Origin of the sequence: Streptomyces sp. NPDC013455, assembly GCF_040632975.1 — a bacterium.
Classification (GTDB): Bacteria; Actinomycetota; Actinomycetes; order Streptomycetales; family Streptomycetaceae; genus Streptomyces.
This window is the reverse complement of sequence record NZ_JBEYCX010000011.1, coordinates 206,371-232,324: the sequence shown is the minus strand read 5'-3', so window position 1 is coordinate 232,324 and position 25,954 is coordinate 206,371. Positions and strand designations below refer to the sequence as shown.

General features: G+C 74.4%; 25 protein-coding genes and 1 pseudogene. 13 read left to right on the top strand and 13 right to left on the bottom strand.

Annotated features, from left to right (window positions below):
- Positions 1 to 28: 28 nt before the first annotated feature.
- Genes ABZ576_RS20030 through ABZ576_RS20015 form a run of 4 tightly spaced genes read right to left on the bottom strand, consistent with a single transcriptional unit; the run spans position 29 to position 5,152 of the window.
- Positions 29 to 1,045, bottom strand: coding sequence for a DUF5914 domain-containing protein (locus ABZ576_RS20030; RefSeq protein WP_360742030.1), 1,017 nt, complete (start codon positions 1,043 to 1,045; stop codon positions 29 to 31).
- Positions 1,042 to 2,115 carry a phytoene/squalene synthase family protein gene (locus ABZ576_RS20025; protein WP_360742027.1) on the bottom strand — a complete coding sequence of 358 codons (1,074 nt, stop codon included), beginning with the start codon at positions 2,113 to 2,115 and terminating at the stop codon, positions 1,042 to 1,044. The genes ABZ576_RS20030 and ABZ576_RS20025 overlap by 4 nt, the downstream gene beginning before the upstream one ends.
- Positions 2,112 to 3,677, bottom strand: coding sequence for a phytoene desaturase (locus ABZ576_RS20020; protein WP_360742024.1), 1,566 nt, complete (start codon positions 3,675 to 3,677; stop codon positions 2,112 to 2,114). Before ABZ576_RS20020 ends, ABZ576_RS20025 begins: the two co-directional genes overlap by 4 nt.
- Positions 3,674 to 5,152, bottom strand: a complete 1,479-nt coding sequence (locus ABZ576_RS20015) for a polyprenyl synthetase family protein (RefSeq protein WP_360742021.1) — start codon at positions 5,150 to 5,152, stop codon at positions 3,674 to 3,676. Before ABZ576_RS20015 ends, ABZ576_RS20020 begins: the two co-directional genes overlap by 4 nt.
- 348 nt (positions 5,153 to 5,500) lie before the next feature.
- Between ABZ576_RS20015 and ABZ576_RS20010 the strand changes: the two genes are divergently transcribed.
- The 8 genes from ABZ576_RS20010 (at position 5,501) to ABZ576_RS19975 (ending at position 13,431) form a co-directional block, all read left to right on the top strand.
- On the top strand, positions 5,501 to 6,712 hold the full coding sequence (locus tag ABZ576_RS20010; protein WP_360742018.1) for a lycopene cyclase family protein: 1,212 nt from the start codon (positions 5,501 to 5,503) through the stop codon (positions 6,710 to 6,712).
- Positions 6,709 to 7,590 (top strand): class I SAM-dependent methyltransferase, encoded by an 882-nt coding sequence (locus ABZ576_RS20005; RefSeq protein WP_360742015.1) that lies wholly within the window; start codon positions 6,709 to 6,711, stop codon positions 7,588 to 7,590. Before ABZ576_RS20010 ends, ABZ576_RS20005 begins: the two co-directional genes overlap by 4 nt.
- On the top strand, positions 7,587 to 9,161 hold the full coding sequence (locus ABZ576_RS20000) for an FAD-dependent oxidoreductase (RefSeq protein ID WP_360742012.1): 1,575 nt from the start codon (positions 7,587 to 7,589) through the stop codon (positions 9,159 to 9,161). The genes ABZ576_RS20005 and ABZ576_RS20000 overlap by 4 nt, the downstream gene beginning before the upstream one ends.
- Positions 9,162 to 9,317: 156 nt before the next feature.
- Positions 9,318 to 9,809 carry an SRPBCC family protein gene (locus ABZ576_RS19995; protein WP_360742010.1) on the top strand — a complete coding sequence of 164 codons (492 nt, stop codon included), beginning with the start codon at positions 9,318 to 9,320 and terminating at the stop codon, positions 9,807 to 9,809.
- Positions 9,802 to 11,424, top strand: coding sequence for an NAD(P)/FAD-dependent oxidoreductase (locus ABZ576_RS19990; RefSeq protein WP_360742007.1), 1,623 nt, complete (start codon positions 9,802 to 9,804; stop codon positions 11,422 to 11,424). The genes ABZ576_RS19995 and ABZ576_RS19990 overlap by 8 nt, the downstream gene beginning before the upstream one ends.
- Positions 11,425 to 11,509: 85 nt before the next feature.
- Entirely contained in the window at positions 11,510 to 11,971 is a 462-nt protein-coding gene (locus tag ABZ576_RS19985; RefSeq protein WP_360742004.1) for a hypothetical protein, read from the top strand.
- 49 nt (positions 11,972 to 12,020) lie between these two features.
- Entirely contained in the window at positions 12,021 to 12,902 is an 882-nt protein-coding gene (locus tag ABZ576_RS19980; protein ID WP_360742001.1) for an SDR family oxidoreductase, read from the top strand.
- A gap of 52 nt (positions 12,903 to 12,954) precedes the next feature.
- The gene (locus ABZ576_RS19975) at positions 12,955 to 13,431 is read left to right on the top strand and encodes an MSMEG_6728 family protein (RefSeq protein ID WP_360741999.1); all 477 of its coding nucleotides are present in this window, start codon (positions 12,955 to 12,957) and stop codon (positions 13,429 to 13,431) included.
- Positions 13,432 to 13,435: 4 nt separating this feature from the next.
- On the opposite strand, the gene ABZ576_RS19970 is transcribed toward ABZ576_RS19975, so the two are convergent.
- Positions 13,436 to 13,879, bottom strand: a complete 444-nt coding sequence (locus ABZ576_RS19970; RefSeq protein ID WP_360741996.1) for a hypothetical protein — start codon at positions 13,877 to 13,879, stop codon at positions 13,436 to 13,438.
- Between the two features lie 517 nt (positions 13,880 to 14,396).
- On the opposite strand from ABZ576_RS19970, the gene ABZ576_RS19965 reads away from it, so the two are divergent.
- Positions 14,397 to 14,642, top strand: a complete 246-nt coding sequence (locus ABZ576_RS19965; RefSeq protein ID WP_360741993.1) for a hypothetical protein — start codon at positions 14,397 to 14,399, stop codon at positions 14,640 to 14,642.
- A 112-nt stretch (positions 14,643 to 14,754) separates the two neighbouring features.
- On the opposite strand, the gene ABZ576_RS19960 is transcribed toward ABZ576_RS19965, so the two are convergent.
- The 6 genes from ABZ576_RS19960 to ABZ576_RS19935 form a co-directional block, all read right to left on the bottom strand.
- Complete coding sequence (locus tag ABZ576_RS19960) at positions 14,755 to 15,549, bottom strand: beta-glucanase (RefSeq protein WP_360741990.1); 795 nt, start codon at positions 15,547 to 15,549, stop codon at positions 14,755 to 14,757.
- A 106-nt stretch (positions 15,550 to 15,655) separates the two neighbouring features.
- The gene (locus ABZ576_RS19955; RefSeq protein ID WP_360741987.1) at positions 15,656 to 15,829 is read right to left on the bottom strand and encodes a hypothetical protein; all 174 of its coding nucleotides are present in this window, start codon (positions 15,827 to 15,829) and stop codon (positions 15,656 to 15,658) included.
- A 25-nt stretch (positions 15,830 to 15,854) separates the two neighbouring features.
- Positions 15,855 to 16,211: a PRC-barrel domain-containing protein gene (locus tag ABZ576_RS19950; RefSeq protein ID WP_360741984.1), complete on the bottom strand. Its 357-nt coding sequence runs from the start codon at positions 16,209 to 16,211 to the stop codon at positions 15,855 to 15,857.
- A gap of 67 nt (positions 16,212 to 16,278) precedes the next feature.
- A complete protein-coding gene (locus tag ABZ576_RS19945) occupies positions 16,279 to 17,523 on the bottom strand; it encodes a spore photoproduct lyase family protein (protein WP_360741981.1) in 1,245 nt (414 codons plus the stop codon).
- 142 nt (positions 17,524 to 17,665) lie between these two features.
- Complete coding sequence (locus ABZ576_RS19940) at positions 17,666 to 18,007, bottom strand: DUF3140 domain-containing protein (protein WP_360741979.1); 342 nt, start codon at positions 18,005 to 18,007, stop codon at positions 17,666 to 17,668.
- Positions 18,008 to 18,013: 6 nt separating this feature from the next.
- Complete coding sequence (locus ABZ576_RS19935; protein ID WP_360741976.1) at positions 18,014 to 18,250, bottom strand: DUF2945 domain-containing protein; 237 nt, start codon at positions 18,248 to 18,250, stop codon at positions 18,014 to 18,016.
- Between the two features lie 267 nt (positions 18,251 to 18,517).
- Between ABZ576_RS19935 and ABZ576_RS19930 the strand changes: the two genes are divergently transcribed.
- The 3 genes from ABZ576_RS19930 (at position 18,518) to ABZ576_RS19920 (ending at position 23,858) form a co-directional block, all read left to right on the top strand.
- Complete coding sequence (locus ABZ576_RS19930; RefSeq protein WP_360741973.1) at positions 18,518 to 19,708, top strand: glutamate--cysteine ligase; 1,191 nt, start codon at positions 18,518 to 18,520, stop codon at positions 19,706 to 19,708.
- Between the two features lie 155 nt (positions 19,709 to 19,863).
- The gene (locus tag ABZ576_RS19925; protein ID WP_360741970.1) at positions 19,864 to 21,645 is read left to right on the top strand and encodes an N-acetylglutaminylglutamine amidotransferase; all 1,782 of its coding nucleotides are present in this window, start codon (positions 19,864 to 19,866) and stop codon (positions 21,643 to 21,645) included.
- Entirely contained in the window at positions 21,621 to 23,858 is a 2,238-nt protein-coding gene (locus tag ABZ576_RS19920) for a prolyl oligopeptidase family serine peptidase (protein ID WP_360741967.1), read from the top strand. Before ABZ576_RS19925 ends, ABZ576_RS19920 begins: the two co-directional genes overlap by 25 nt.
- Before the next feature lie 7 nt (positions 23,859 to 23,865).
- Here the strand turns inward: ABZ576_RS19920 and ABZ576_RS19915 are convergent, their stop codons facing one another.
- Together ABZ576_RS19915 and ABZ576_RS19910 are read right to left on the bottom strand one after the other, a co-directional pair.
- On the bottom strand, positions 23,866 to 24,117 hold the full coding sequence (locus ABZ576_RS19915; protein ID WP_360741964.1) for a hypothetical protein: 252 nt from the start codon (positions 24,115 to 24,117) through the stop codon (positions 23,866 to 23,868).
- 114 nt (positions 24,118 to 24,231) lie between these two features.
- Complete coding sequence (locus ABZ576_RS19910; protein ID WP_360741961.1) at positions 24,232 to 25,032, bottom strand: NPCBM/NEW2 domain-containing protein; 801 nt, start codon at positions 25,030 to 25,032, stop codon at positions 24,232 to 24,234.
- A gap of 362 nt (positions 25,033 to 25,394) precedes the next feature.
- Here ABZ576_RS19910 and ABZ576_RS19905 point away from each other — a divergent pair.
- Positions 25,395 to 25,823 (top strand): annotated as a pseudogene (locus ABZ576_RS19905) (hypothetical protein); the annotation flags it as partial.
- Between the last annotated feature and the right edge of the window lie 131 nt (positions 25,824 to 25,954).

The following is a 25,954-nucleotide window of genomic DNA, read 5'->3' as shown; positions in this document are numbered from 1 at the left end:
CGCAAGCCGCCCCCGTCCGCCCGGCCGGTCAGCCGGGGAAGCGCCCCGTGGAGCGCAGCCGCCAGCGTCGTTCGGCGTAGGCGAGGTCGTCCCGCCACAGGCGCCCCGCGGCCGCGCGGACCAGTGGCCGCAGCAGGGGCGCCGCCCGGCGGGCGACCGCGAATCCCGGCCGGTCGGAGACGGCCAGCACGGCTTCGGTCACCGCGGTCCGCGGCCGGCCCAGCTCGTCCGGTCCCAGGGGTGTGGCGTGGGTCTCGACCACGGAACCCGCGCCTTCGCCGTCGGTGATGCGCATCACGACCGTGCGCGGTCCGGGAGCCGTGAAGACCGCCCGGACCGGGACCACCACACGTCCCGCCACCTTGAAGGAGACGTCCACGGTGAAGGCGTCCCCGGTCCCGCCCCCGGAGCCGTCGGGCGAGCCGACCACGGCGAGGTCCACGAACGCGTACGGATGGAACCACGCACCGTGCCACGGGTCGAGGCGATTGGCCACGACGTCCTCGGTCTCGCAGAGCCCCGTGCCGGCGTAGACGGTGGTCAGCGCACCGGCCCGCTCGGGCCGCCCCACGACGACCGGCGCGTCCAGCGGCGGCTCACCGCCCACCTCGTCCAGCCGCACCCACACCAGCACGCCGTCGTCGTGCACCGGCAGGGGAGCCCAGCCCGCGTACGGCGTGCCGTCCAGGGCCAGTCCGTGCCAGTGGCACACCAGGGTGCCGCAGCGCACGGGACTGTCCCGCAGCGGTGCGCCGAGATGGGGGCAGACGCCGGGCCCGCCCGTGAGCCGTCCGCCGGGACCCCGCCAGACGACCACCTCCCGCCCGGCGACGGTCCGGGCGAGCGGACGGTCCCCCCGCAGGTCGCACGAGGCGCCGACCACGTACCAGTTGCCGGACGGGCGCGCTTGCGCCCGCTTCAGTGCCTCGGCGATCACCGTGGGCCTGGCATCGCGCCAGGTGGGCCGCTGACGCTCCCACGGCACCGGGCGCCGGCGCAGCGAGAGCGGAAGACGGCCGCGCCGGCCGGACGGGACGCGGTTCATCCGACCTCCTCCGCGGCCGGGTACGACACGGCCTGGGCCGGAGCGTGCGGCCCGGGCGCCGAGTGCCGCGCGGGCGGCGCGGTGGGCGCGGTGGGCGCGGTGGGCGCGGGCGGCGGCGCGGGACGCCGGGCGGGGCGGCCGGTACGCAGCCGCGCGCCGACCGCCCGCAGCAGGCCGTCGGCGGCGACCACCGCGCGGCGCCGGCGCGGGACCACAGCGCGGCGGTGCAGCACCGAGTAACCGTCCTGGGCGACCGCGTCCAGGATGCCCCGGTACAGGATGAACGCGGTACGGATGCACGGGCGCGACACCGGGGCCAGCATGGCCAGCCCCGGCAGCGCCTCCCGGTAGACCCCGCGCGTCAGCGCCTCGAACTCGCGCAGGGCGGCCGTGATCCGGGGATCGTGCCGGCCGCTGTCCCGGCTCCACCGCAGCAGCTCCCGGTCCACGCCGTGGCCGGCGAGCAGATCGGCGGGCAGGTAGACGCGTCCCCGGTCCAGGTCCTCGCCGACGTCGCGGAGGAAGTTGCTCAGCTGGAAGGCGACGCCGAGCGCCGCCGCGTACGGCGCGGCCTGCTCCCGCGGCACGACCGTGCCCAGCACCGGCAGCATCTGGAGCCCGATCACCGCGGCCGAGCCGTGCATGTAGCCGCGCAGGTCGTCGTAGGTGGCGTAGTCGGTCACGGTCAGGTCGGCGCTCATCGCGGACATGAAGTCGTGGAACAGCGTGTGCTCGATGCCGTAACGGCGTGCGGTGTCGGTCAGCGCCAGGACCACCGGCTCGTGGCTGTGCCCGTCCCGCAGCCCCTCGTCCAGGCTCCGCCGCAGCTCCGTCAGGGCCCCCGCCCGCTGCCGGGCGCCGGCGCCGCCGCCCAGGCAGTCGACGATGTCGTCGGCCCAGCGGGCGAAGCCGTACAGAGCGTGCACGGCGGGCCTGCGCTCGACCGGCAGCAGCCGGGTGGCGAGGAAATACGTCTTGCCGTGGCGTGCGTTGAGGTCGCGGCAGTGGCGGTAGGCGGCGCGCAGCGCGGGGTCGCCGATCCCCGCCGCGTCCAGTTCACGGTCCGTCATACGGTGGTCGCCTCCCCCTGCGCGGACGTGGTGTGCGACGACGTGTGTGACGACGTGTGCGGCACGGCGGGTGCCGGGTCCGGCAGGCCGGTGATCCGCGCGGCGGCGAGCTTGCCCGACACCAGTACGGTCGGCACGCCGACGCCCGGTGTGGTGCCGCAGCCGGCGAGGACGGCGTTCTCCGTGCCCCGCACCAGGTTCCGCGGCCGGAACGGCCCGGTCTGGGAGAAGGTGTGGGCGGCCGAGAACGGCGTGCCCGCGGCATGGCCGGCGGCATGCCAGGTGGCCGGTGTGACGAGACACTCCTCCTCGACGGCGGCCTCGATGCCGTCCAGACCGCGCCGCTGGAGCTCCCCCAGCAGCGTCTGGCGGTAGCGGGGACCGAGTTCGCCCCACGCGACGGCATTCGGACCGATGTCGGTGTTGGGGCAGGGCGCCAGGATGTAGTGCAGGTGGCGGCCCGGCGGCGCGAGCCCGGGATCGGTGGCGGTGGGCCGGGTCACGAGCAGCGACGGATCGCTCATCAGCCGTCCGGTCCGGGTGAGTTCGGTGAACGTGGAGTGCCAGGCCGCGCCGAAGAAGAGGGTGTGGTGCGCCAGTTGCGGCCAGGTGCGGTCCGTTCCGGCGTGCAGCACCACCGCGGACGGGGAGTGCCGCAGCCGCACGGGGCGCCGGGGGCTGCGGCCGAGGAGCCGGTAGGTGACGGGCAGGTCCGGGGTGAGGACGACGGCGTCGCAGGGGATGCGGTCCTGATCGGTGACGACGGCGGTGACACGGTCCCCGGAGCGTTCCAGACGGGTCACCTCCTGCCCGTAGCGCAGTTCCGCGCCCGCGTCGGCGGCGGCGTCCGCCATGGCCCGCGGCAGGGCGTGCATGCCGCCCCGCGGGAAGTACACGCCGGCGATGGTGTCCATGTAGGCGATGACGGCGTACGCGGCCAGGGCCCGGGCGGGCGGGACGCCCGCGTACAGCGCCTGGAACGAGAACACCCGGCGCAGGCGTTCGTCCCCGAGGAACCGCCCGATCCGGGCGTCCAGCCGGCCGAATCCCCCGAGCGCGGCCAGCCGGGCCAGGTCGGTGTTGAGCAGGTTGAGCGGGGAGTCGAAGTTGGCGTCGATGAAGCGGCGCATCTGCGCCCGGTGCAGTTCGCCCAGCCACTCGCGCAGCCTGCGGTAGCCGGCCGCCTCACCGGGACCGGCGAAGCGTTCCACCTCCGCCGTCATCGCGTCGGCGTCGGTGTGCACGTCGAGGGTGCTGCCGTCCGCGAAGCGGGCCCGGTAGGCCGGGTGCAGGGGGATCAGTTCGACCCGCCGGTGCAGGCTGTCGCCGACGGCCGCGAAGGCCTCCTCGGCGAGGTCGGGCATGGTCAGCACGGTGGGACCGGTGTCGATCCGGTAGCCGCCCAGATCCAGGCGTCCGGCGCGGCCGCCGGGCAGCGCCTCCCGCTCGACGACGGTGACGCGGCGTCCGGCGCCGAGCAGGTGCAGGGTGGCCGACAGACCGGCGAGGCCGGCTCCCACCACCACGACGTGGTCGCTGCGTCCGCGCAGCGTACGCCTCATCGGCCGGTCTCCTTACCGCCGGAGGGGGAGGGACACGACGACACGGCCGGGCCGGGCCCGGGACGGGGGTGGCGGCCCGTGCCGTCGGGGGGTGCTTGCGGGTGGGCGTGATCGGTGCCGTCGGAGAGGGCTTGGGGGTGGGGGTGGTCGCCGTCGTCGCAGGGTGCTTCCGGGCGGGGGCGGGGGCGGGGGCGGGGGTGCGGGCCGTGGGTGGTGTCGGAGGTCGGGTCGGGGTGCGGGCGTTCGATGGCGTCGGCTCCGGTGGGGAAGTGGCCGGTGGGGTCGGGGTGGGGGCTGCCGGCGGCGTCGGGCGCGTGGTGCGGGCCACCGGGGGGCTCGTGGGCTTCGTGGGCGGTCCTGTCGGCCGCCGCGGTGAGCAGGCGGCGCAGGCGGGCTCCCGGCTCGGGTGCCAGGCGGGCCCCGTCGAGGTCGCGCAGGCCGCGCGTCACCAGCCGGGCGATCCAGTCCTCGACCGTCGCGCGGGCCCCCGTCCTGGTCAGCACCTCCCTGACCCGGTCGAGGTCCGCCTCGGTGAGCCCGGCGTCGCCGAGCGCGTCACGCAGTACGGCCAGCGCGTGCCGGTCGCCCGTGGCCTCGGCCCGCATCCGCGCGAGGGCGACGAGGGACGTCGGCTTGCCCTCACGGATGTCGCCGCCGCACGGCTTGCCGGTCCACCGGGGCGCGGCGAAGACGTCGTTCAGGTCGTCGCGCAGCTGGAAGGCCACCCCGACACGGCGGCCGGCCGAGCAGAGCGCCCGCGTCGTGGCGTCGTCGGCACCCGCCAGCGCCGCACCCAGTGCGAGGGGCCGCTCCACGGAGTACCGGCCGCTCTTGAGGCGGGCCGCGCGCAGCGCCCGGGACAGCGAGGACGACCCCGTGATCTGGCCCTGGACCTCCAGGTACTGACCGGCCACCATCTCCGTGCGCAGGTCGCTCCACAGCCGGCGCACGGTCCGCCCCGTCGCGGGATCGAGCGGTGTCTCGGCCATCAGGTCGTCCGACCAGGCGAGCGCCAGATCGCCGGCCAGGAGCCCGCCCGCCTCCGCGAAGCGGGCGACGCGGCCGGGGGATGCCGAGCCGGCGTACCGGGTGCGCAGATCGGCGTGGAGTGCCGGCCGGCCGCGCCGCAGTGCCGAGCCGTCCATCACGTCGTCGTGCACGAGGGCGCAGGTCTGGAGCAGTTCCAGCGCGGCACCGATCCGCACGGCCGCCGCCACCGGCCCCTCCCCGGAGCCACCACAGGCACGGAACGTCCACCACAGCAGCTGTGAGCGCAGACGTTTGCCGCCCGCCCGGGTGAACCGTGCGACCCTTCCCGCCAGTTCCTCGGCGAACAGGGCGTCCATGGCCCGGGCCCGGGCGACGCGGTCACCGAGGACCTCGTCGAGCACCCGGCCGACGGCGGCGGGTACGTCCGCGTCGATCACACGTGCCTCGGCCGGGTCGGCGGGGAGCGCGCATCGGACCTCGCCCATTCCCCCGTCCGGGCTCGCCCGGACGGGCGATCCCGTCGACGGAACCGGGCGCGGGGCGGGCGGTGGTGCGACCGCATGGTGTTCCTTCGCCTGTGTGGGGCACATCCCGGTTCCTCTCGTCGTGAGCACACAGCGGTTCGTCGCCACGTCTTCGGCGCGGGTACCGAACCTGGATGCGGCACCGGCCGAAGCGTGGCCGACCGTCTGTGGCCATGCCTTCCACCACCCGCGCCCGCCATGACCGACGCGTGTCGCAGCCGAGTGACCCGCATCCGTTCGGGCACACGGGCCGGAACACGCGCACGGTGCGCGAGACACACGGGAACGCGCAGCACGGAAGGAGCCGTCGTGTTCGAGGCGCAGGTGGCCGTCGTGGGCGGGGGAGCCGCCGGTCTGTCGCTGGCCCATCGCCTGGCCGGCCCGGTGCCGGGGCTGCGGACGCCGTCCGTCGTCCTGGTGGACGCCCCGCCGGGTCCGCTGCGCCCGCCGCCGCGCACCTGGTGCTTCTGGGAGGCGGGTCCCGGGCGTTTCGACGCCGCGCTGACGGCCGGTTGGCGGCATCTGCGGGTACGGCCGCCGGCCGGCGACCCGATCGAAGGGGACCTCGGGCCGCTGCGCTACAAGATGATCCGGTCCGACGACTTCGAGGACCTGGTCCGGCGGGACCTGGCGCGCAGCCCGAACGTGCGGCAAGTCGAGGCCACCGTCGAGACGGTGGAGGACGTCGAGGGCGGGGCCCGGGTCCGGTTGCGGGACGCCGACGGCGGGGTACGCGTGCTCGGCGCCCGCTGGGTGTTCGACTCCCGGCCCCTCGGCAGCCTGCCGGCCGCCCGCACCACGCTGCTCCAGCACTTCCACGGCTGGTTCGTCCGCACCGCACGGCCGGTCTTCGACCCCGGCACGGTGGAGCTCATGGACTTCCGCACCCCGCAGCCCGCCGCCGGTCTGTCGTTCGGCTACGTCCTGCCCACCGGACCGCACGAGGCGCTCGTCGAGTACACGGAGTTCTCCCCCCGGCTCCTCACGGAGGAGGGCTACGAGACGGCGGTGCGGAACTACGCCCACGAGATCCTGCGCCTCGGCGACCTGAGCGTCCTGGCCACCGAGACCGGGGTCATCCCGATGACGGATGCCCCGATGCCACGGCAGGTCGGGGCCTCCGTCTTCCGGATCGGGGCCGCGGGCGGCGCGACCCGTCCCGCCACCGGCTACACCTTCGCCGGCCTGCAGCGCCAGACCCGGGCCGTCGCCGCCGCCCTGCGCCGGGGACGGCGGCCCGTACCGCCCCCCGCCCACTCCGTCCGCTCCCGCGCCATGGACGCCGTACTGCTGCGCGCCCTGGCCGGCGGCCGGATCGACGGCCCCGACCTCTTCTGCGACCTGTTCCGCCGGGTCCCCGCGCCCCGGCTGCTGCGCTTCCTCGACGGACGCACCCGGCTGCGCGAGGACCTCGCCGTCGGCCTGCGCACCCCGGTCGGCCCGATGCTCCGCTCGGCCCTCGAACTGCCCAGCCTGCCCCGCCGCCCGTTCGACTACCCCCCGCCCCTGGAGACCGTATGACCCTGTTGCGCGACGAGGACCTCACCGCCGCGTTCGACCACGCCGCCCGCAGTTACGACGCGCTGGTCGCCGCCAACCCCGGCTACCACGCGCACCTGCGCCGCTCGGTGCGCCGGCTCGGCCTGCCCGGACACGGGGCGGGCCTGCGCCTGCTGGACCTCGGCTGCGGCACCGGCGCCTCGACGGCCGCGCTCCGTGCCGTCCTCCCGGCCGCCCGCATCACGGCCGTCGACGCCTCCGCCGGCATGCTGCGGCGGGCCGCGGCCAAGCCCTGGGCGGAGGACGTGACCTTCGTGCGGGCCTCCGCGGAGCGCCTGGCCGAGGCCGGCGTGAGCGGACCGTTCGACGCGGTCTTCGCCGCCTACCTCCTGCGCAACGTGTCCGACCCCGACGCCGTCCTCGCCGGCGTCCGCGACCTGCTCGTGCCCGGCGGCCGGCTCGCCGTGCACGAATACACCCTCGGCGGCCGCCGCACCGACCGCGCGGTGTGGACCCTGGTCTGCCGCGGCCTGGTGCAGCCGGTGGCGTCCGTCCTCGGGGACGGCGGCCTGTACCGCCACCTGTGGCGCAGCGTCGTCGAGTTCGACACCGCCGACCGCTTCGCCGCCCGCGTCCGCGCGGCCGGCTTCGCCGACGTCCGGACCCTGCCGCTGCCGGGCTGGCAGACGGGCATCACCCACACCTTCGTCGCCAGGCGCCCGGAACCAGCCGCACGTTCGGAGGCCGCTGTACGCCCGGAGACCGCCCCGCCCCCGGAACCCGCCGCACGTTCGGAGGCCGCTGTACGCCCGGAGACCGCCCTGCCCCCGGGCACGGCCCTGCCCCCGGAAGCCGCCCGGCGTGCGAAAGCCGCCCGGCGTGCGAAAGGCGTCCGATGAGGCGGGCCGGGCAGCCGGAGTACGCCGCCCGTGGCCGGGACCGGCGGGCCCGGCGGCTGCCGGCCAGGCCCGGGAAACCCCGCGTCGACGGCCCCCGCCCCACCGCCGCCGTCGTCGGTGGCGGCATCGCCGGCCTGGCCGCCGCCACCGCGCTCGCCGAGCGCGGGGTGGCCGTGACGCTGTACGAACGCCAGCCGTACCTCGGCGGCCGCGCCGGAGGCTGGCCGACCACCCTCCGGGACGGCACCCCGGTGACCATGAGCCGCGGCTTCCACGCCTTCTTCCGCCAGTACTACAACCTGCGCGAGCTGCTCCGCCGCACCGACCCCGGCCTGCGGCGGCTCACCGCCCTCCCCGACTACCCGCTGCTGCACGCCGGAGGGATGCGGGACAGCTTCCGCCACGTCCCGCGCACCCCGCCGTGGAGCGCGCTCGGCTTCGCCGCCCTCAGTCCCTCCTTCGCCGTGCGGGACCTGCGCCGCATGAACCCGGTGGCGGCGCTGCCGCTGCTCGACGTCCGCGTTCCCGACGTCTACGACCGGCTCGACCACACCAGCGCCCACGACTTCCTCGACGCCGTCCGCTTCCCGGAGAAGGCCCGGCACCTCGCGTTCGAGGTGTTCTCGCGCAGCTTCTTCGCCGACCCCCGCCGGCTCTCGGCGGCCGAGATGGCACTGATGTTCCACATCTACTTCCTCGGCTCCGCCGAGGGACTGCTGTTCGACGTGCCCCGGTCGCCGTACCCCACCGCCCTGTGGGACCCGCTCGCCGGTCACCTGCACCGGCACGGGGCGGAGGTGCGCACCTCCACGGCCGTCGAACACATCGCGCCGCGGCAGGGCGGCGGCTACCGGGTCACCACCGACCGGGAGGAGCGGTGTCACGACGGTGTCGTCCTCGCCCTGGACACCGCGGGCCTGCGCGGCGTCGTCGCCCGCTCGGACCGGCTGGGCGACGCCCCGTGGCGCGAGCGGATCGCCCGGCTGCGCACCGCCCCGCCGTTCCTGGTGACCCGTCTGTGGCTGGACCGGCCCGTGGCGCCGGACCGGCCCGGGTTCCTGGGCACCGGCGGGTTCCCCACCCTCGACAACATCAGCGTGCTGGAGCGCTGGGAGGACGAGGCCGCCCACTGGGCCGCGCGCACCGGCGGGTCCGTACTCGAACTGCACGCCTACGCGGTACCGGAGGGGGCACCCCGGGACGTCGAGGAGAAACGCCTGATCGAACAGTTGTACCGGGTCTGGCCCGAGACACGCGGGGCCGCGGTCACCGACGTACGGCACGAGTGGCACGACGACTGCCCGCTGTTCCCGGTCGGCGGCTACCGCGGCCGGCCGACCGTCCGCACCCCGGACCCGGGTCTCGTGGTCGCCGGCGACCTGGTGCGCACCGGTCTGCCCGTGGCGCTGATGGAACGGGCCGCCACGACCGGCTTCCTGGCCGCCGACGCCCTGCTGGAGCGGTGGGGAGTGCGGGGAGTGACCCTGTGGACGGTTCCCGACCGCGGCCGCAGCGCCCTGCTGCGGGGCCTGGCCGGGTGGGCCACGGGCAGCGGTCCGGCGGCACGCTGAGGCGGTGCGCTGAGGTGGTGCGCTGAGGTGGTGCGCTGAGGTGGTGCGCGCACGCCGGGCCAGCGGGTTTGGGCCGCGGGTTCCGCCGGGGTTGGGCCGCGGGTTCCCGGGGCACCCGGCAGACACTTGTCGTCACTTCACGCCCCGGAGGCACACATGGCGGTCCGGCATCGTGTGATCAAGGCGGACCCCGCCGCGGTCTGGGAAGTCCTCGCCGACGGACACCGGTACGCCGAGTGGGTCGTCGGCACCGGGGCCTCCAGGCCGAAGCAGGGCCAGTGGCCGCAGAAGGACGCGTCCATCACGTACGAGATCCGGCTGGGCCCGCTCACACTCGCCAACGAGACGGTCGTACGGCACTGCCGGGAGGGGTCCCTGCTCGAACTGGAGATCATCGCCGGTTTCCTCGGCACGGCACGCTTCTCCATCGAGCTGCGGGAGTGGGGTGAGCACTGCCTGGTCATCGCGGACGAGCATCCGCTGCGCGGCCCCGGGGCCGCACTGCACAACGTCGGTCTCGAGGCGCTGATCCAGCTGCGCCACCGCTCCATGCTCGCCCGGCTGGCCCGGTGCTGCGAGGACGGACCGGGCGGACGCCGCGAGCCGTCCGGGGGGCAGGGGCACGCCGGACGGGCCCGTCATGCCTGACGCCGTCGTCATCGGGGCGGGACCCAACGGACTGGTGGCCGCCAACCTGCTGGCGGACGCCGGATGGAGCGTCCAGGTGCTGGAGGAACAGCCGGAGCCGGGCGGCGCGGTCCGTCACGACCGAGGAGTCCACCCGGACTTCGTCAGCGATGTCTTCAGCTCCTTCTATCCCCTGGCCGCCGCGTCCCCCGTGCTCTCCGCGCTCCGCCTGGAGGACGAGGGGCTGCGCTGGAGCCACGCGCCCCACGTGCTCGCCCACCCGCTGACCGACGGCCGGTGCGCCGTGCTGGACCGGAGGATCGACGTCACGGCGGAGTCCGCCGAAGCGTTCGCACCCGGCGACGGGGCGGCCTGGCGGCGTCTGTTCGAGCTGTGGCAGACCCTGCGGCCGGGCCTGCTCAGCGGCTTGTTCACGCCGTTCCCGCCGGTCAAGGCGTCGGTGCGGCTGCTGCGGACCCTGCACACGGCGGGCGGTCTGCGCACCGCCCGGTCGCTGGTCCTGCCGGTGCGCCGGATGGGGGAGGAGGAGTTCCGCGGCGAGGGCGGCCGGCTGCTGCTCGCGGGCAACGCCCTGCACGCCGATCTCGGTCCCGAGTCGGCGGGCAGCGGCGGCTTCGGCTGGCTGATGTCGATGCTGGGGCAGACGTACGGTTTCCCGGTGCCGGCCGGTGGTTCCGGCGCGTTGACCGACGCGCTGGTCCGGCGGCTGCGCCGGCGCGGCGGAGAGGTGCGCTGCGGGCAGCGGGTGCAGCGCGTCGTCGTCGGCGGGGGCCGCGCCGTGGGGGTGCGGACGGCCGCCGGTGAGATGGTGCCCGCGCGCAGGGCCGTACTCGCCGATGTGGCCGTGCCCGCCCTCTACCGGGACCTGGTCGGCGCCGAGCACCTGCCCGCACAGCTGCTCGACGACCTGCGGCGCTTCCAGTGGGACTTCGCCACCTTCAAGGTGGACTGGGCACTGGACGGCCCGGTGCCGTGGCGGGCCGAGCAGGCCCGCCGGGCCGGGACCGTCCACCTGGCCGACGGCGTGGACGAGCTGACCCGCTTCGCCGCGCAGATCGCCATGCGCCAGGTCCCCGACCGGCCCTTCCTGTTGTTCGGGCAGATGACCCTCGCGGACCCCTCCCGGTCCCCCGCGGGCACCGAGGCCGCCTGGGCGTACACGCACCTCCCGCACGACGTCCGCGCGGACGCCGGTGACGAGGGCATCCGGGGCGACTGGGGTCCGGTGGACCAGGAGCGCATGGCGGACCGCATGGAACGGCAGGTGGAACGCTTCGCACCGGGCTTCCGCTCCCTGATCCGGGCCCGGCGCATACTCGCACCGCCCACTCTCGAAGCGCTCGACGCCAACCTCCCGGGCGGTGCCATCAACGGCGGCACGACCGCCCTCCACCAGCAGCTCGTCCTCCGCCCCGTGCCCGGCACCGGGCGGCCGGAGACACCCGTGGCGGGACTCTTCCTCGCCTCGGCCGGAGCCCACCCCGGCGGCGGCGTGCACGGTGCCCCCGGAGCCAACGCCGCGCGTGCCGCGCTGCGCGCCCGCCGGTCACCCGGGCTCGCCGGTGCCCAGCGGGTCCTGACCCGCCGGGACCGCACCGGACGCCGCCCCCACTGAGCGGACGCCCGGCCGAGGGCGCATCCGGTCACCCGGTACCGCGAGAAGACCGCACGGACGGTACCCACAGCCTGCGAGGAGCGCGATGAACGATCACGAAGACGGGTCGGCCGGGCCCGACGCCCGGCACCGCCGTCCCGATGGTGTCGACGACCTGACCGTGGAAGCCCTCGGATCACTGTCCAAGGCGCTGGAGACCGTCGAGCGCGCCCGCGGCCACCTGTACAGCTTCCACCAGCTCACCGGCGGTGCCGACCTGGAACTGGACCGGGCGGTACGGCTGCTGCGCGAGGCCGGACACCGGGAGTGGGCGGACCGGGTCGAGACCGAGATCCTGGGCCGCAACGTCATCCCGGGGCACTGGACGTTCCAGATCGTCGAGGCGTACAACGCCACCTACTACCGGCCGTTCTGCCAAGTGGAACGCGGTGCGGTCACCGAACTCGCCCAGGGCCGGGACCACCTGTACGAGGCCGAGATGAAAGAGGCCCGCCGTACGCCCGGACACCCCGCCCACACGGCGTGCCCCCCGGACGCCGGGACCTGACCCGCGCCCCGGACCGCGTCGAAGCACCCCGCACAGAGAGGGGAGAGCCGTGGCAAGCAGCCCCCTGCGAAACCGGACCGTCGTGGTGACGGGTGCCGCCCGCGGCGTGGGAGCGGCACTCGCCCGCGAGGTCGCCCGGCGCGGAGCGCGGCCGGTGCTCCTCGGGCACGAGAAGGACCTGCTGGAAGAACTGGCCGCGCGGATGCCGACGCGGGCGCTCGCGGTCGAGGCGGACGTGACCGACCTGCCCGCACTGGAGCGGGCCGCGCGTGAGGTGCGCCGGACCCTGGGGCCGCCCTCGGTCGTGATCGCCAACGCCGGTGTCGCGGAGGGCGGCCTGCTCACCGCGACGGACCCGGCCGAGTGGCGCCGGGTCATCGACATCAACCTCACCGGCAGCGCCCAGACCGCGCGGGTCTTCCTCCCGGACCTGCGGGCCACGTCCGGCTACTACCTCCAGATCGCCTCGCTCGCGTCCTTCGGCGCCGCCCCGCTGATGAGCGCCTACTGCGCCTCCAAGGCGGGTGTGGAGGCCTTCGCGCACGCGCTGCGCGCCGAGGTCGTCGGCCACGGCGTCGCGGTGGGCATCGCCTACCTGAACTGGACCGACACCGACATGGTGCACGACGCCGACCGGTACGCCGTCCTGCGCGAGCTGCGCGGCCGGATGCCGTCGTACGCGCGCCGGGTGTACCCGGTCGAGGAGGTCGCCGCACGGATCGTGCGCGGCCTGGAGAAGCGGCGCACGGCCGTGTACGCACCCCCCTGGCTGCGGCTGGTGCAGCCGGTGCGCTCCGCCCTGCCGCCGCTGGTCCTGCGCCGGGCCCGCCGGCACCTGCCCCGCCTGGAGGCCGAGGGCGTACTGACACCGACCGGACTGCTCGGCGCCGGCGGCGAGGCCGACGACGCGGCCCGCCGGGCCGCACGCTGAGCACGCTGACCAGCGCGAGACCACCGGACACCCCGACCCGAGGACGGCGCCCATGCAGACCTTCCTGCCCGATGCCGACTTCCGGCGCTCCGCCCTGCTCCTGGACCGCCGCCGCCTGGGCAAGCAGCGGGTCGAGGCGCTGCAGGTGCTGCGCGGCCTGACCGTCCCCGGGTACGGCTGGCGCAGGCACCCGGCGGTGCGGATGTGGCGCGGCTACGAGGAGGCCCTCGTCCGCTACGGCCTGGAGATCTGCCGGGTGTGGCGGGAGCAGGGACACCAGGACAGCTGCGCCGCGTCCCTGGTCGCGGGGTACGCCGCGAACCGTCCCGGCGCTCACGTGCGCGACCAGGCCGCCCTCGCCGCGGCCGGGGAGCTGCCGCCGTGGCTCGGTGACGCGGCCTTCCACCGCAGCCACCAGTCCGCGCTCGTGCGCAAGGACCGGGAGACCTACGCGCACGCGTTCCCGGGCGTCCCCGACGACCTGCCCTACGTGTGGCCGGCTTCCGACCGGGACGAGGCCGCCGCCTGACCGCTCAGGGGGTGAACTCCTCCTCCAGGCGGTCGATGGCCCCGTCGGCGCCGAGGTGGTACTTGAACACCAGCCCGCGGTCGGGGTGGGCGTCGAGCCAGTCGAGGAACTCCTGCACGCCCATGGGCTGGTTCTCGGTGCTCTCCACGATGGGATCGGTGACGGTGATGTACGCCGCCTGGTCCATCGGGATGTACGTCTCCTTGCCCACGGTCTCGAAGGGCGCGCCGTCGGAGTCCTTGGGAGCGCAGCCCCAGTTGCCGTGCTTGACGATGAGGCTCAGCGCGCCCCCTTCGGGGGTGTAGCGGTAGACCGCGATCTCGTCGGGCGAGATGGGCATCTTGTGGTCGCAGCCGTCGTCGCCGTCGCCGGGGGCGGGGGCGGTGGAGGCGGCCGGTTCGGCGGGTGCCGGTGCCGCGGAGGCGGACGAAGCGGCCGCGGCGGACAAGGAGGAACCCGTGTCCGGCTTGCCGGCCGGCCCGGCCCCGGCCGTCGGGGCGCCGGTCCCTTTGCCGCCGCCCGGCTGCGCCGCCGCCGTGCTCGTGCCACCGGGGGGCGCCGAGGACGCCGAGGACGCTGGGGAGGCTCCGTCTCCGTCACAGGCCGCGAGCAGCAACGCCAGGACGGCGGCGCACGCACTCGTCGCGGTCGTGCGGAGAACGGTGCCGGGTCTGAGACGGCGGGTCGTCCGGGAGGTCTGCATGGGTGTGGTCCTGTCGGTGAGAGGGCCGGCCGTGTCTGTCGCAGGGACGGACGATTTCCGGCCAGGACCGGTTGCGCCGGCCGGGACTCGTTGTCGGCTCGTGACACGGCCGTCCGGCACGGGGCCCGGCCCCGGAACCGCTCGCGCCTACGCGTGTGCGCCAAGCGGGCCCGCGGGTGCTGCTGCCGCCGGCGCGGGTGCCCGTTTGTCCCGGCGGAGCGGAGGGAACCCGGGCCTGTCGTGAGTGGATCGGAGGAAGGCCATGACCGAACACACCGACGAGCCCGCCGACCGGTTCGCCCGGGCCCGCGACGACGAGGAACCCGGAGCGCACTCGGGCGGTGAAAGCCAGGCCCGGGAGCGGACGGTCCCGGGGACGGCGAGCGCCGGGGAGGGCTACCGGCCGGGACAGGGCACGGAGGCCGGTGAGCCGTTGCGCGGCGTCGAGGCGGAGGAACGCACGCGCGAGGACCGGCGCGAGGACGAACACCGGGAACCCGACCGGTAGAGGCCGGTAAACGCCGGTAGACACGTACACGCCGGTAGGCACCCGTACGGCGCCCCGTCGGCGGCTCCAGGTTCGGCGGGCTCCGGGTTCGGCGGGCTCACGGTTCGGCGACTCACGGTTCGGCGGGCTCCTGGGCTCCGTCCCCCGCCGCGGAAGCCGTCTCTGCGCCGTCGGCGGCCGTCCTGCCGCGCGGCCTGCCGCCTGCCGGCGGACGCCGTACGACCAGGCTCGCGACCTCGTAGGACATCTCGGTCGTCTCGGGCGCGGGCTGTGGGTGGTACCGCCCGGCGCTCACGGAGAGGTTGACGATGAGGTAGGCGTGCCAGCCGTGGCCGACGCCCCGCCGGTCCGCGAAGACCCGGGTGCCGTTCAGCCACCAGACCACGGAGCGGGCACCGAACTCGGTGCGCAGGTCCACCCAGGCGCCGGGGCCGACGGCCTCGTCGTGCACGTAGCGGTTGGCGCCGCGCACGTGGTTGGTGAACTCCAGCAGATCCGGGTTGTCCGGGTGGTACTCGAAGACGTCGATCTCCTGGTCGCCGTCCCGCCAGGTCCAGATGGCCGGCCAGGCGCCGATCTCCTCGGGCAGCCGGACCCGTGCCTCCAGCACGTCTCCCGTCCGGACGGTGAAGCCCTGCGCGCTGCCCTCCGTGGTCAGCAGCCCGGTGTTCCACTTGCCGTCTGGCCGGCGTCTGGCCCGGAACACTCCGGAGCGGCTGTAGTCGGGGTCGGACACCAGGTAGTCCAGTTTGTTGTCACCCGGATTGACCGGGCCGCCTCCCGGATAGGCCCATGAGCGACCCGCGACCCACTGTTCCTCGGAGGCGAAGTCCGCGGTGAGCACGATGTCGGACGGGGACGGGTCACGGGGGGCCGGCAGCGGGCCGTGGGATGTCGGTTCGTCCATAGGCGATGTCTCACCGGCGGGGGGCCGGTCATGCGCCGACACGGCGGCCGGACCGTGGGCACATGCCTTCGACGGACCCCCGTTCCCGGGGCGCCGCCGGCACCCGTCAGCGGACCACGCGGTGCTTCCTGCCGCCCCGGCGGAAGCGCACGGCGGCGTAGACGAGATCGAGGACGAGGACGACGACGCCGATGACCAGGAGATAGAACAGGCCGTGGACGGCGACGCCGATGATGCCCAGGATGACGGCCACGAGGATGAGGAACAGGAACAGGCTCATCGGATCTCCCGGTGACTTCGGCGGGTCAGCGGCGGGCCAGACGCCGTTCGCCGCCGGCGCCCGGTGTGTAGGTCAGCTCGTAGTGGGCGAAGACCTCCGGTTCCTGGGCGGCGGGCAGTTCCCCGTCGGTGTCGATCGTCGGGGCCTTCTTGACCCGGTCCTTGCTGTGGGTGACTTTCAGGTACCCCGGACCGACGGTCGCACCCACGAGGGGCACGAACGCCAGCCGGCGCCGGGTGGGCAGGCCCATGGTCACCGTGGCGAAGAAGGGCTGGTCGGTAGCGGTGTCGACGTAGATCGACTCCAACGTGCCGATCTTGTGACCCTTCGTGTCGACGACGTCGTGCCCCCGCCATTCGCGGATATCGGATGCTTCGAACATCGCAACCTCCTTCGCGGGGAGGTACCCAGGTCGGGACCGCTGATGTGGCGGCGGGCGGCCGAAGCCCTCAGAAGGCGTAGCGGATGCGCAGCCAGGGCGTGTGGGCGGCCACCAGGTCGCGCAGGGTCTGCACGGCCTCCGCCTTCACGCGGTTCTTGTAGCGGACGTTCATCGCCCCGTTCTCCGAGCGTTTGCCCTGCTGGAGGGCGGGCTGCCACAGCACTTCCTCGGCGCGGGGGTGCCAGCCGAGGTTGACCTCGTGCAGTTCCCGGTTGTGCGTCAGCATGATCACCTCGGCCGCCGCCTGCCGTTTGACCCGGTCGGGCAGGACGTCGTCGAGATGACGCAGGACCTCCGTCCAGGCTTCCTCCCAGCCGGGGCGCAGCACCACGGGGGAGAGATTGAAGTGGACCTCGTAGCCGGCGTCCAGGAAGTCCGCGGCGGCGGCGATCCTCTCGCCCACCGGTGACGTCCGGATGTCCAGCAGCCGCGAGTCCGCCGCGGGCATCAGCGAGAAACGGACGCGGGTCCGGCCCCGCGGGTCCAGCGCCAGCAGATCGGGGTTGACGAACTTGGTGGCGAACGACGCCTTCGCCGTGGGCCACTGGCGGAAGAACCGCACGAGGTCGGCGGTGTTGTCGCTGATCAGCGCGTCCACCGAGCAGTCGCCGTTCTCCCCGATGTCGTAGACCCAGGCCGAGTCGTCGCACTGGTTGGGTTCCGGTTTGCGGCCCTGGCGGCCGATGTGCCGTGCCAGGTGGGCCAGGATGCCGTCGATGTTCGTGAAGACGGTGATGGGATTGGCGTACCCCTTGCGGCGCGGCACGTAGCAGTAGGCGCAGGCCATCGCGCACCCGTTGGAGGCGCCCGGGGCGATCCAGTCGGCGGAGCGTCCGTTGGGCCTGGTGGTCAGCGTCTTGCGCTCACCGAGGACCAGGGTCTCGCCCTTGACGCGCACCCACCGCTCGACGTTCCCCTCGTTGCCGTGCAGCCCCGGGATGCGCCAGTGCGAGTCCACCTCGGTCACCTCGGCGTCCGGGAAACGGGCGAGGATCTCACGGCCGCGCGGGGAGGCGGCGGAGGCGGGTTCGGCGTAGACGGTCCGCACGGCCAGCAGGCGGCGGGCCGCGGGCGAGTCACGGAAGACGGGACGGGCGTCGCCGTCGCCCCCGCGGGTGCTGCCGCCGTCGTCCCCGGGGGTGCGGCCGCCCTCGGGGCCGTCGTCCTTCGCGGGCGCCGCCCCCGCGTCGAGCGCGTCAAGGCCGAACAAGGCGTCGGCGTCGCCCGCCGGTCCGGCGGAGGGGTACCTCATGTGTGCTCCGCTCGGGTTGTCAGGGCATGTCAGGGCATGTCGGGCTGGAGACCTCCTTCCACTGTAGGCACGCGGCCGCGGGTACGACGGCGCGGGGGCGCCGGCGCGGCGCCCCCGCACCCTGCCCTCCGTGCGGCGGGGATCAGTCGCCGGTGAGGGGGTCGTGGCCCCAGTTCATCAGCGAGTGGCGCCACCGGGTGTCCCGCACGTCTCCGGACGGGCGCTGCGCGAGGTGGCGGCGGATGTAGCCGATCACCTTGCGCATGTGCGCGTAGTCCGCGTCCGAGAGGTCGCCCTTCTTCTTGCGGAGGATGTCCACGATCGTGCGGCCGGAGGCATGACCGGTGGACTCGCCTCCGTCCTTGTGCTGTCCGGCCGCCTGGGACTCCTCCGTCGCCAGCCACTTCTCCAGCGCGGAGGGCGACATGTTCACCAGCTCGCGGAAGGCGTCCCAGGTCTCGCGGTGCCGGTCGGTGTCGGTCACGCCGGTCTACTTCTTCTTCTTGAGGGCCGACGGCTTGTGCACGGCGGTACGGCCCGACTTGTCGCTGCGCACCTCGTACTGCGGGTCGTCGGGCGAGGCGTCCACGGTGCGGCCCGCCGCCTTGGTGCGCTTGGTGATCTTCTTCTCGACGGTGCCCGTGGTCTCGCTGCCGTGGCTGCGCCAGGCCACCTTGTCGCCCTTGGACGGCTGGTCCTTCCCCGACGAGTCCTTCGCCTTCGCCATGGTGGTCCTCCTGCTGTACTCGGGGTACGTGTGTGGCAATCCCACCTTGCAGCGCCCGGGTGGGCACTGCACCCGGAGACGGCCGGGCACCACGGCGCCCCCGGAGTGCCGGTTCCCCGTCGCTCGTCTGTGATGCGGATGACTCTGCTGAGCGCCTCTGCTTAGTCCCGGGCCAGCTGGGAAGTCGGAGGTGCACAGCCTGCCGCCCGTCGGGGGCGGCGCCGGGGCGAGGCCGTCAAGCGTCCCTCCGTCACCCTTAGGAGCGTCGTGACCGTTCGGATCGGAGTGGAAGAGGAGTTCCACATCGTCGAGGTGGAGACGGGCCTGCTCGTCCCACGAGCCGGCACCGTGCTCGAGAAGCTGCCCGCGGGCACCTTCACGACCGAGCTGCAGCAGGCGACGGTGGAGTCGAACAGCGGCGTGCACGCCTCGCTGGACGACCTGTACGGCGATGTGACGAGCACCAGGCACCGGCTCGACGCCGCGGCGACCAGCCACGGTCTGGCCGTGGTGTCCGCCGGAACGGTGCCCCTGGCCCGCGTGGCGGACATGCACCCCACACCCGGCCGCCGCTACCGCCACATGGTCGACGAGTACCGCATGGTCGCCGACGAGCAGCTGATCTGCGGAACCCACGTCCACGTCGACGCCGCCGACCGCGACCTGGCCGTACGCGTCATGTGCGCGGTGTCGCCGTGGCTGCACGTGCTGCTGGCCCTGTCCGCCAGCTCGCCTTTCTGGCTGGGCTCGGACACCGGTTACGCCAGCTGGCGGACGATGGTGTGGCAGCGCTGGCCCACCGCGGGACCGGTCGGATGCTTCGCGAACGCCGCCGAGTACGACGCGGCCGTGCACGGCCTGATCGACTCGGGCGTCATCACCGACGCCGGAATGATCTACAACGACATACGGCCCTCGGCCCACCAGCCGACCCTCGAACTGCGCATCTGCGACGCCTGCCCGCGCGCGACGACCGTCGTGCTCGTCGCCGGACTCTTCCGCGCCCTGGTCACCGAGGCGTGGCAGCGCCTGGCGGGGACGGACGTCCCCGCCTGCGACGGCCGGCACGAATGGCTTCGGGCCGCCGCCTGGCGGGCCGCGCGCTCCGGCCTGGAAGGCGTGCTGGTCGACCCGCGCACCCGCCGTGAAGCCCCCGCGGCCCAGGTCGTCCGCGCCCTGCTCGCACACGTCCGCCCGGCGCTGGAGGCGGCGGGCGACTGGCAGACGGTCCGGGACCTAGCGGAGAAGGCTCTGACGGACGGCAGCGCCGCCCACCGCATGCGCCGCACGGCGGCCGAGGAGGACCTCCTGGCCTGCACGGACCTGGCCATAGCGGAGACCCGGGGCGACGACCGGCGCCGCCGGCCCGTCGCGGGCGGCACCCGGCACGTCGCCCCCGTGGGGCTGCCCGCCGAAGACGCTCCCGGCTCCCGCCCGGCAGGGACCGCGGGCCGCTGAACGCCGTGCCGGCGACCCCGCCGGCCCGTGACACGCACTCGTCGACGAAGGAGAAGCACCGCCATGTCCACCAACCCGGACCACATACCGGCGAACGGGACGGCACACAGTTCACCGCCGCACCGCCCGGACCCGCACCGGGGAGGTGGTGTCCGATGTGCGGCCTGAGCGGAGAGATACGCTTCGACGGCGGGCGGCCCGATGTGGCGGCCGTGGCCCGCATGAACGACCGGCTCGCCGCCCGCGGCCCCGACGGCCACGGGGTCTGGTCGCGAGGCGCCGTGGCACTGGGGCACCGCCGCCTGAAGATCATCGACCTCTCCGAGCGCGGGGCCCAGCCCATGACGGACGCCGAGGAGGAGATCACCGGCGTCTTCAACGGGTGCATCTACAACTACGAGGAGCTGCGCACCGAGCTGAAGGCCCTCGGCCACCGGTTCCGGTCCACCTCCGACACCGAGGTCGTCCTGAAGGCCTACCAGCAGTGGGGCACCGCCTGCGTCGACCGCTTCCTCGGCATGTTCGCCTTCGCGCTCGTCGAGCACCGGACCGGCCGGCTGGTCCTGGGACGCGACCGGCTCGGCATCAAGCCCCTGTACCTGGCGCAGAGCCCGGGACGGCTGCGTTTCGCCTCGTCCCTGCCCGCCCTCCTCGCCGGCGGGGACATCGACACCTCGCTGGACCCGGTCGCCGTCCACCAGTACCTCAGCTGGCACGCCACCGTGGCCGCGCCCCGCACCGTCCTGGCCGGCGTCCGCAAGCTCCCCCAGGCCACCGTGCGGGTCGTCGAGCCGGACGGCAGCTACCAGGAGCACCGCTACTGGCAGCCGTCCTACACGCGCCGGCCCGAGCACGCGGGCATGAGCGCCAGCGAATGGCGCGACGCGGTCCTCGAAGCGCTGCGCACCGCCGTACGCCGGCGCATGGTCGCCGACGTGCCCGTCGGTGTCCTGCTCTCGGGCGGGCTGGACTCCAGCCTGATCGTGGCGCTCCTGGCCGAGGAGGGCCAGCGGGACCTGGCGACGTTCAGCGTGGGCTTCGAGTCCGAAGGCGGCGCCGACGGGGACGAGTTCGCCTACTCCGACCTGATCGCCAGGCAGTTCGCCACCGACCACCACCAGCTGGTGGTCCCCTCGCAGCGGGTGTCGACCGCCCTGGACGCGGCGGTCGCGGCGATGAGCGAGCCGATGATGAGCCACGACACCGTCGCGTTCCACCTGCTGTCCGAGCAGGTGGCCCGGAACGTGAAGGTCGTGCAGAGCGGACAGGGCGCGGACGAGGTCTTCGCCGGCTACCACTGGTACCCGCGACTGGCCTCCGTCCCCCGCGAGGACGAACCCGACAGGTACGCCGACACCTACTTCGACCGGTCGCACGCCGACCTCGCCGAGATGCTCCAGCCGCACATGCTGCCGCCGGAGGACGTATCCGGCCGGTTCGTGCGCGAGCACATGGCGGTGCCGGGCGCCGAGACCGCGCTCGACGCGGCCCTGCGGCTCGACACCCACGTCATGCTCGTGGACGATCCGGTGAAACGGGTCGACAACATGACCATGGACTGGGGCCTCGAGGCCCGGGTGCCCTTCCTGGACCACGAGCTGGTGGAGCTGGCGGCCGCCTGCCCGCCCGAGCTGAAGCTGGCCGACGGCGGCAAGGGCGTCCTGAAGGAGGCCGGCCGCAAGCTGCTGCCCCACGAGGTGGTCGACCGCCCCAAGGGCTACTTCCCGGTCCCGGCGATCACCCACATGGCCGGACCCGTCCTGGAACGGGTGCGCGAGGCGCTCAACGCCCCGGAGGCCAGGCGGCGCGGCCTCTTCCGCGACGCCTACCTCGACCGGCTGCTGGCGGCCCCCGACCGACACCGCACCAAGCGCGGAGCCAACGCGCTGTGGCAAGTGGCTTTGCTGGAGATATGGCTGCAGACGCACGGAATCTGACCGAGGAGCGCACTCCGGCCGAGGAGCGCGTCGAGGAGGCCGTGACCGTTCCGGTCACGACCGCCGCCGGGCATCCGGCGGCCGCGCACCCGGCGGGGGCGGACGGACCGGCCGGGCCGGTGACGGAGGGCGGCGCCCCGGCCTTCGCCGCCCCCGCCCGCGTCCCGCTGCCGGACACCGCCGAGCCGCGCGACGCCACGACACGGCTCATCGCGCACGGCTGCTGGTACCCCTCGGCCGACCCCGCGGGTGTCCGGGTGGCCTTCATCTGCGACCGCGGCGGTGTCCCCCAGCTGTGGGTGGGACCCGTCGACGGCGACGAGGTCCATCTGCTCGACGCCGACCCGGACCCGGTGCAGGAGGTCTCCTGGTCGCCCGACGGCCGCTGGATCGCCTACACCACGGCCCCGGGCGGCGGCGAGCACACGCGGGTGCTGTGCGTACGTCCCGACGGCACCGACCGTCACATCCTCGCCGGAGCCGAGCCGGGCAGCTCCGCCCACCTGGGCTGCTGGGCCCACGACGGCTCGGCCGTCGCGATCACCGTGGCGGTGCCCACCGCCCCGGTCGCCACCCGGAACGCCGAGGCCGAGGCGGGCCCGGCGGGCTGGCTGCACCGGGACGGCGACGCCGTGCTCCTCGGCGCGGCACCGCACACGGACCGCGGGCTCGCGGCGCCGTCCCCCTCCCTGGCCGGCGGCCTGACGGCTGCGGGCGGCCCGCAAGGCCGGCACGCCCCGACGGCCGGCTTCAGCGACGGGCTGTCGGCCTACCTGATCGACCCCGACGGCGTGGCCGCCCCCGTGCTCCTCGCCGCGGAGCGGGACACGGCGACGCTCCGCGTGTGCGATCTCAGCCGCGACGGAGCACTGGCGCTGTTGCGCCGGGGCCCCCGGGGACGGCGTGAGGCGGTGGTGCTGCGCACCACCGACCGCGCCACGACCTGCGTGGTGCCCGTGGCCGACGGCGACCCGTGGATCGGCAGGTTCTCACCCCGCGCGGACACCCTGTGGCTGCGCAGCGACGCCCACCGGGAGTTCGCGGTCCTGCTCGCCGCCGCGCTCGACCCGGAAGGACGGCCGCGCGGCTGGTCGGTCGCGGCCGAGCGCGCGGACACCGACCTGGAGCTGCTGCACACGGCCCACGACGGCGGGGCCGCCGTGCTCGCCTGGAACGCCCGGGGCGTCAGCGAGGTGGAGGTCCGCGACCTCGGCCCGTCCGGCACCGCGGAGCCCGCCGCCGGCCCGCCCCGGCGGGTGCCCCTGCCGCACGAGGTGGTCACCCGCCTGGTGGACGCCGGCCCGCGCCGGCTGCTGCTGGCCCTGTCCGGGTCCCAGCGCCGGCCCGGCCTGTGGTGGCTGCCGGAGGGCGTGGCGCTCCTGCGCACCCCGTGGTCGTCCCGGGACGAGGACTGCGTCCCACCGGGCCGCCCGCCCGTGCGACCGGTCCAGTTGAGTCTGACCGCACGGGACGGGCTGCCGCTGCACGGCTGGTACTACCGCGCTCCGGGGCGCGGCCCCGGAGAACCGGCGCCCTGCGTCATCCATCTGCACGGCGGACCGGAGGAACAGGAACGGCCCGTCCTCAACCCGCTGTACCACGAGATCCTCGGGCGCGGTCTGGACATCTTCGCCCCCGACGTGCGCGGATCCTCCGGGTACGGCAGGCCCTTCGTCGACGCGGACCTCGGCAGGGGCCGGTTCGGCGCGCTCGACGACGTGGCCGACTGCGTCGCCCACGCGGTGCTGGCGGGCCCCGCCGATCCCGGCCGGCTGGCCGTCATGGGCCGCTCCTACGGCGGCTACCTCACGTTCGCCTCCCTGGTCTGGCACCCCGACCTCTTCCGCACCGGGGTGGCGGTCTGCGGCATGTCGGACTTCGCGACGTTCTTCGAGGGCACCGAACCCTGGATCGCCCAGTCGGCGGCCCACAAGTACGGCCACCCGGAACGCGACCGCGAACTCCTCCACGCGCTCTCGCCGATGAGCCGTATCGACGCGCTGCGGGCGCCCGTGCTCGCCGTGCACGGGGAGCACGACACGAACGTGCCGCCGGGGGAGTCGGAGCAGTTCGTACGGGCCGCCCGCGAACGGGGACTGACCGCCGAACTGCTCACGCTGCGCGACGAGGGCCACGAGTTCCTCCGCGCCGACAACCGCCGGCTGTTCCGCCGCGCCGCCGCCGACTGGTTGCAGCGGCACCTGACCGGCTGACCGGACGTCAGGACAGCTTGCCGACCGCCGTCCGCGTGGTCGCCTTGAAGCCCTTGACCGGGGCGTCGCGGAACGAGCCCATCTGGGACCACTTCACGACCGTCACCGTCCTGCCGTCTCGACCGACCGAGAACAGGGCGATGCCGGAGGCGCCCCAGGCGGTGGTCGTGCGGATGCCGTACACGTGGGCCCCGTCCTCCACCTCGACCTTGCCGTGGTACTTCTTCGCCGCCGAGATCTCCGGGTACCGCGCCTCCACCTGCCGCGCGCAGCCCGCGAGGTCCTCGCGCAGCAGGGTGGCGAAGGCGTCGGCGCGCCGCTCGTCGCGCCGTTGTACGCGCGTCCGGCTCGCACGGGAGCGCGGGCGGCGCCGTCACGACCTCAGCACGGCGTCCGCGAGCGCGACCACCACTCCGTCGGCGTTGCACGAGGAGCTGTCACCGAACTCGGGGTCGATACCGAGTTTGACGACGCCGGAGACGTCCACCGTGACGGTCTGCGGGTGGTTGATCTCCAGCATGATGTTCTTACGGGCCTTCCCGTCTCCCTTGATCGACAACTTGCCGGGCTCGGCCACCCCGTTGTCGTCGAGCCCCACCGTGAGGGTGAGCGTCTTGTAGCGCTCGTTGATGCTGTACTCCCAACTCGACACACAGGGATACGTGACCACCATGGCGTTGGAGTAGGCCTTGCCCCCCAGCGTCACGGTGCGTATCTGGAAGTGCTCGTCGGGGAAGGAGCCCAGCGGTGTGAGGTCGCGCAGAGCGACCTCACCGGAAGGCAGCGGGGCCGGGCCCGACGACTGGGACGGGGCCCCGGTGTCCGCCGTACGGGGCGATGCCGTGACGGTGGCCGTGGCCGTGACGGTCGTGGTGGCCGTCACGGTCCTGGCCGTGGGCGAGTTGACCAGGGTGGGCAGGCCGAAGAAGCCCAGCAGCAGACCGAGGACCGCGGTGACGGCGGAGATGAGAGCCGCGATCTCGCCCAGACGCCGTGCGGAAGGCGGCGGGGGCGAGGGGGTCGGCGAGGGCGTAGGAGAGGGGGGCGGCGGCGGGGGCGAGGGGGCCGGCGAGGGCGTAGGAGAGGGGGCCGGCGAGGGCGTAGGAGAGGGGGTCGGCGGCGGCCGTAAGGGCAGCGGTGGCACTCCGTCGTCGGGCGGCGTCGCGGCAGCCATGGAACGTTCCTCCCCGTCGTGAACCGGGCTGTATTAAACGTGCTCCGTCGTGCGCTCTGCTAGATGCCCGCGCGGTTTTCCCGCCGTCCGCGCGGTCTTGCCGCTGTCCGCGCAGCCTTCCCGGGGCGGTGCCGGTCGATGGCGGCGGCGGGGGCGCCGCCCGCAAGTTGACCGATACTGCACCCCTTGTGCGCGGGAAGTGTGTCACCTCCCCGCGGTCACGCCCGCACCAGGGCGCAGGGAGCCGTGGACACCACGTCGGCGGAGGCTTGACTTCCCCTGGTCGGAGCGCCGACCCGACTCGTGCGTAGGCGGGGAAGATCTCCCTCACGAGGCGCACACAACCGCACACCGTCTTCACGGTGCACCAGTCCAACCGCCGCTGCACCACCGCCCCGTGTTGTGCCAAGACCCACCGGAACGGGCCGAACACAACAGGCAAATGTACAGATCGGCCTTGCTGTCGGTCAGCCCCGGGACCCAGACTCGCTGCCTGTACGGCGAACGACCGTTCGGGCCTTCCTTCGGCTCCGACCGAGGTGGAGCCCTTGCCCGGGGCGGCCGTCCACTCCCGTGTGAACGCGGTGTTCACCCGGCAGCGGCCGCACCTGGTCCGGCGCGCCCGGTCCCTGCGCGCCGTCCTCGACGAGGGCACCGCCGTGTCCTGGCCGGCGGAGTGGGGTCGCCGGGTCGGCGATGCGGACGCCCGGCTGCGCGAGGCCATGACGCCGGAGCAGGCCGCCCACCGCGTGCCCTGGGTGTGGGCCTCCCCACTGCACATGCTCTTCAACCGGCTCGGCGTGACCCCCGACGAGGAGCGGGCCGTCTGCCGCCTCGCCGCCCGCACGCTCCTGGAGACCGAGGACGATGCGGGCTTCTTCCCCACCGGGCACCGCGCGGCCGACTACCGGTACCTGGAGCG

What these genes read in the sequence shown, in the direction of transcription:
- ABZ576_RS20030 (WP_360742030.1), bottom strand. Translation starts at nt 1,045, where the DNA reads ATGAACCGCGTCCCGTCCGGCCGGCGCGGCCGTCTTCCGCTCTCGCTG.
- ABZ576_RS20025 (WP_360742027.1), bottom strand. Translation starts at nt 2,115, where the DNA reads ATGACGGACCGTGAACTGGACGCGGCGGGGATCGGCGACCCCGCGCTG.
- ABZ576_RS20020 (WP_360742024.1), bottom strand. Translation starts at nt 3,677, where the DNA reads ATGAGGCGTACGCTGCGCGGACGCAGCGACCACGTCGTGGTGGTGGGA.
- ABZ576_RS20015 (WP_360742021.1), bottom strand. Translation starts at nt 5,152, where the DNA reads ATGGGCGAGGTCCGATGCGCGCTCCCCGCCGACCCGGCCGAGGCACGT.
- ABZ576_RS20005 (WP_360742015.1), top strand. Translation starts at nt 6,709, where the DNA reads ATGACCCTGTTGCGCGACGAGGACCTCACCGCCGCGTTCGACCACGCC.
- ABZ576_RS20000 (WP_360742012.1), top strand. Translation starts at nt 7,587, where the DNA reads ATGAGGCGGGCCGGGCAGCCGGAGTACGCCGCCCGTGGCCGGGACCGG.
- ABZ576_RS19995 (WP_360742010.1), top strand. Translation starts at nt 9,318, where the DNA reads ATGGCGGTCCGGCATCGTGTGATCAAGGCGGACCCCGCCGCGGTCTGG.
- ABZ576_RS19990 (WP_360742007.1), top strand. Translation starts at nt 9,802, where the DNA reads ATGCCTGACGCCGTCGTCATCGGGGCGGGACCCAACGGACTGGTGGCC.
- ABZ576_RS19985 (WP_360742004.1), top strand. Translation starts at nt 11,510, where the DNA reads ATGAACGATCACGAAGACGGGTCGGCCGGGCCCGACGCCCGGCACCGC.
- ABZ576_RS19975 (WP_360741999.1), top strand. Translation starts at nt 12,955, where the DNA reads ATGCAGACCTTCCTGCCCGATGCCGACTTCCGGCGCTCCGCCCTGCTC.
- ABZ576_RS19965 (WP_360741993.1), top strand. Translation starts at nt 14,397, where the DNA reads ATGACCGAACACACCGACGAGCCCGCCGACCGGTTCGCCCGGGCCCGC.
- ABZ576_RS19960 (WP_360741990.1), bottom strand. Translation starts at nt 15,549, where the DNA reads ATGGACGAACCGACATCCCACGGCCCGCTGCCGGCCCCCCGTGACCCG.
- ABZ576_RS19955 (WP_360741987.1), bottom strand. Translation starts at nt 15,829, where the DNA reads ATGAGCCTGTTCCTGTTCCTCATCCTCGTGGCCGTCATCCTGGGCATC.
- ABZ576_RS19950 (WP_360741984.1), bottom strand. Translation starts at nt 16,211, where the DNA reads ATGTTCGAAGCATCCGATATCCGCGAATGGCGGGGGCACGACGTCGTC.
- ABZ576_RS19945 (WP_360741981.1), bottom strand. Translation starts at nt 17,523, where the DNA reads ATGAGGTACCCCTCCGCCGGACCGGCGGGCGACGCCGACGCCTTGTTC.
- ABZ576_RS19935 (WP_360741976.1), bottom strand. Translation starts at nt 18,250, where the DNA reads ATGGCGAAGGCGAAGGACTCGTCGGGGAAGGACCAGCCGTCCAAGGGC.
- ABZ576_RS19925 (WP_360741970.1), top strand. Translation starts at nt 19,864, where the DNA reads ATGTGCGGCCTGAGCGGAGAGATACGCTTCGACGGCGGGCGGCCCGAT.
- ABZ576_RS19920 (WP_360741967.1), top strand. Translation starts at nt 21,621, where the DNA reads ATGGCTGCAGACGCACGGAATCTGACCGAGGAGCGCACTCCGGCCGAG.
- ABZ576_RS19910 (WP_360741961.1), bottom strand. Translation starts at nt 25,032, where the DNA reads ATGGCTGCCGCGACGCCGCCCGACGACGGAGTGCCACCGCTGCCCTTA.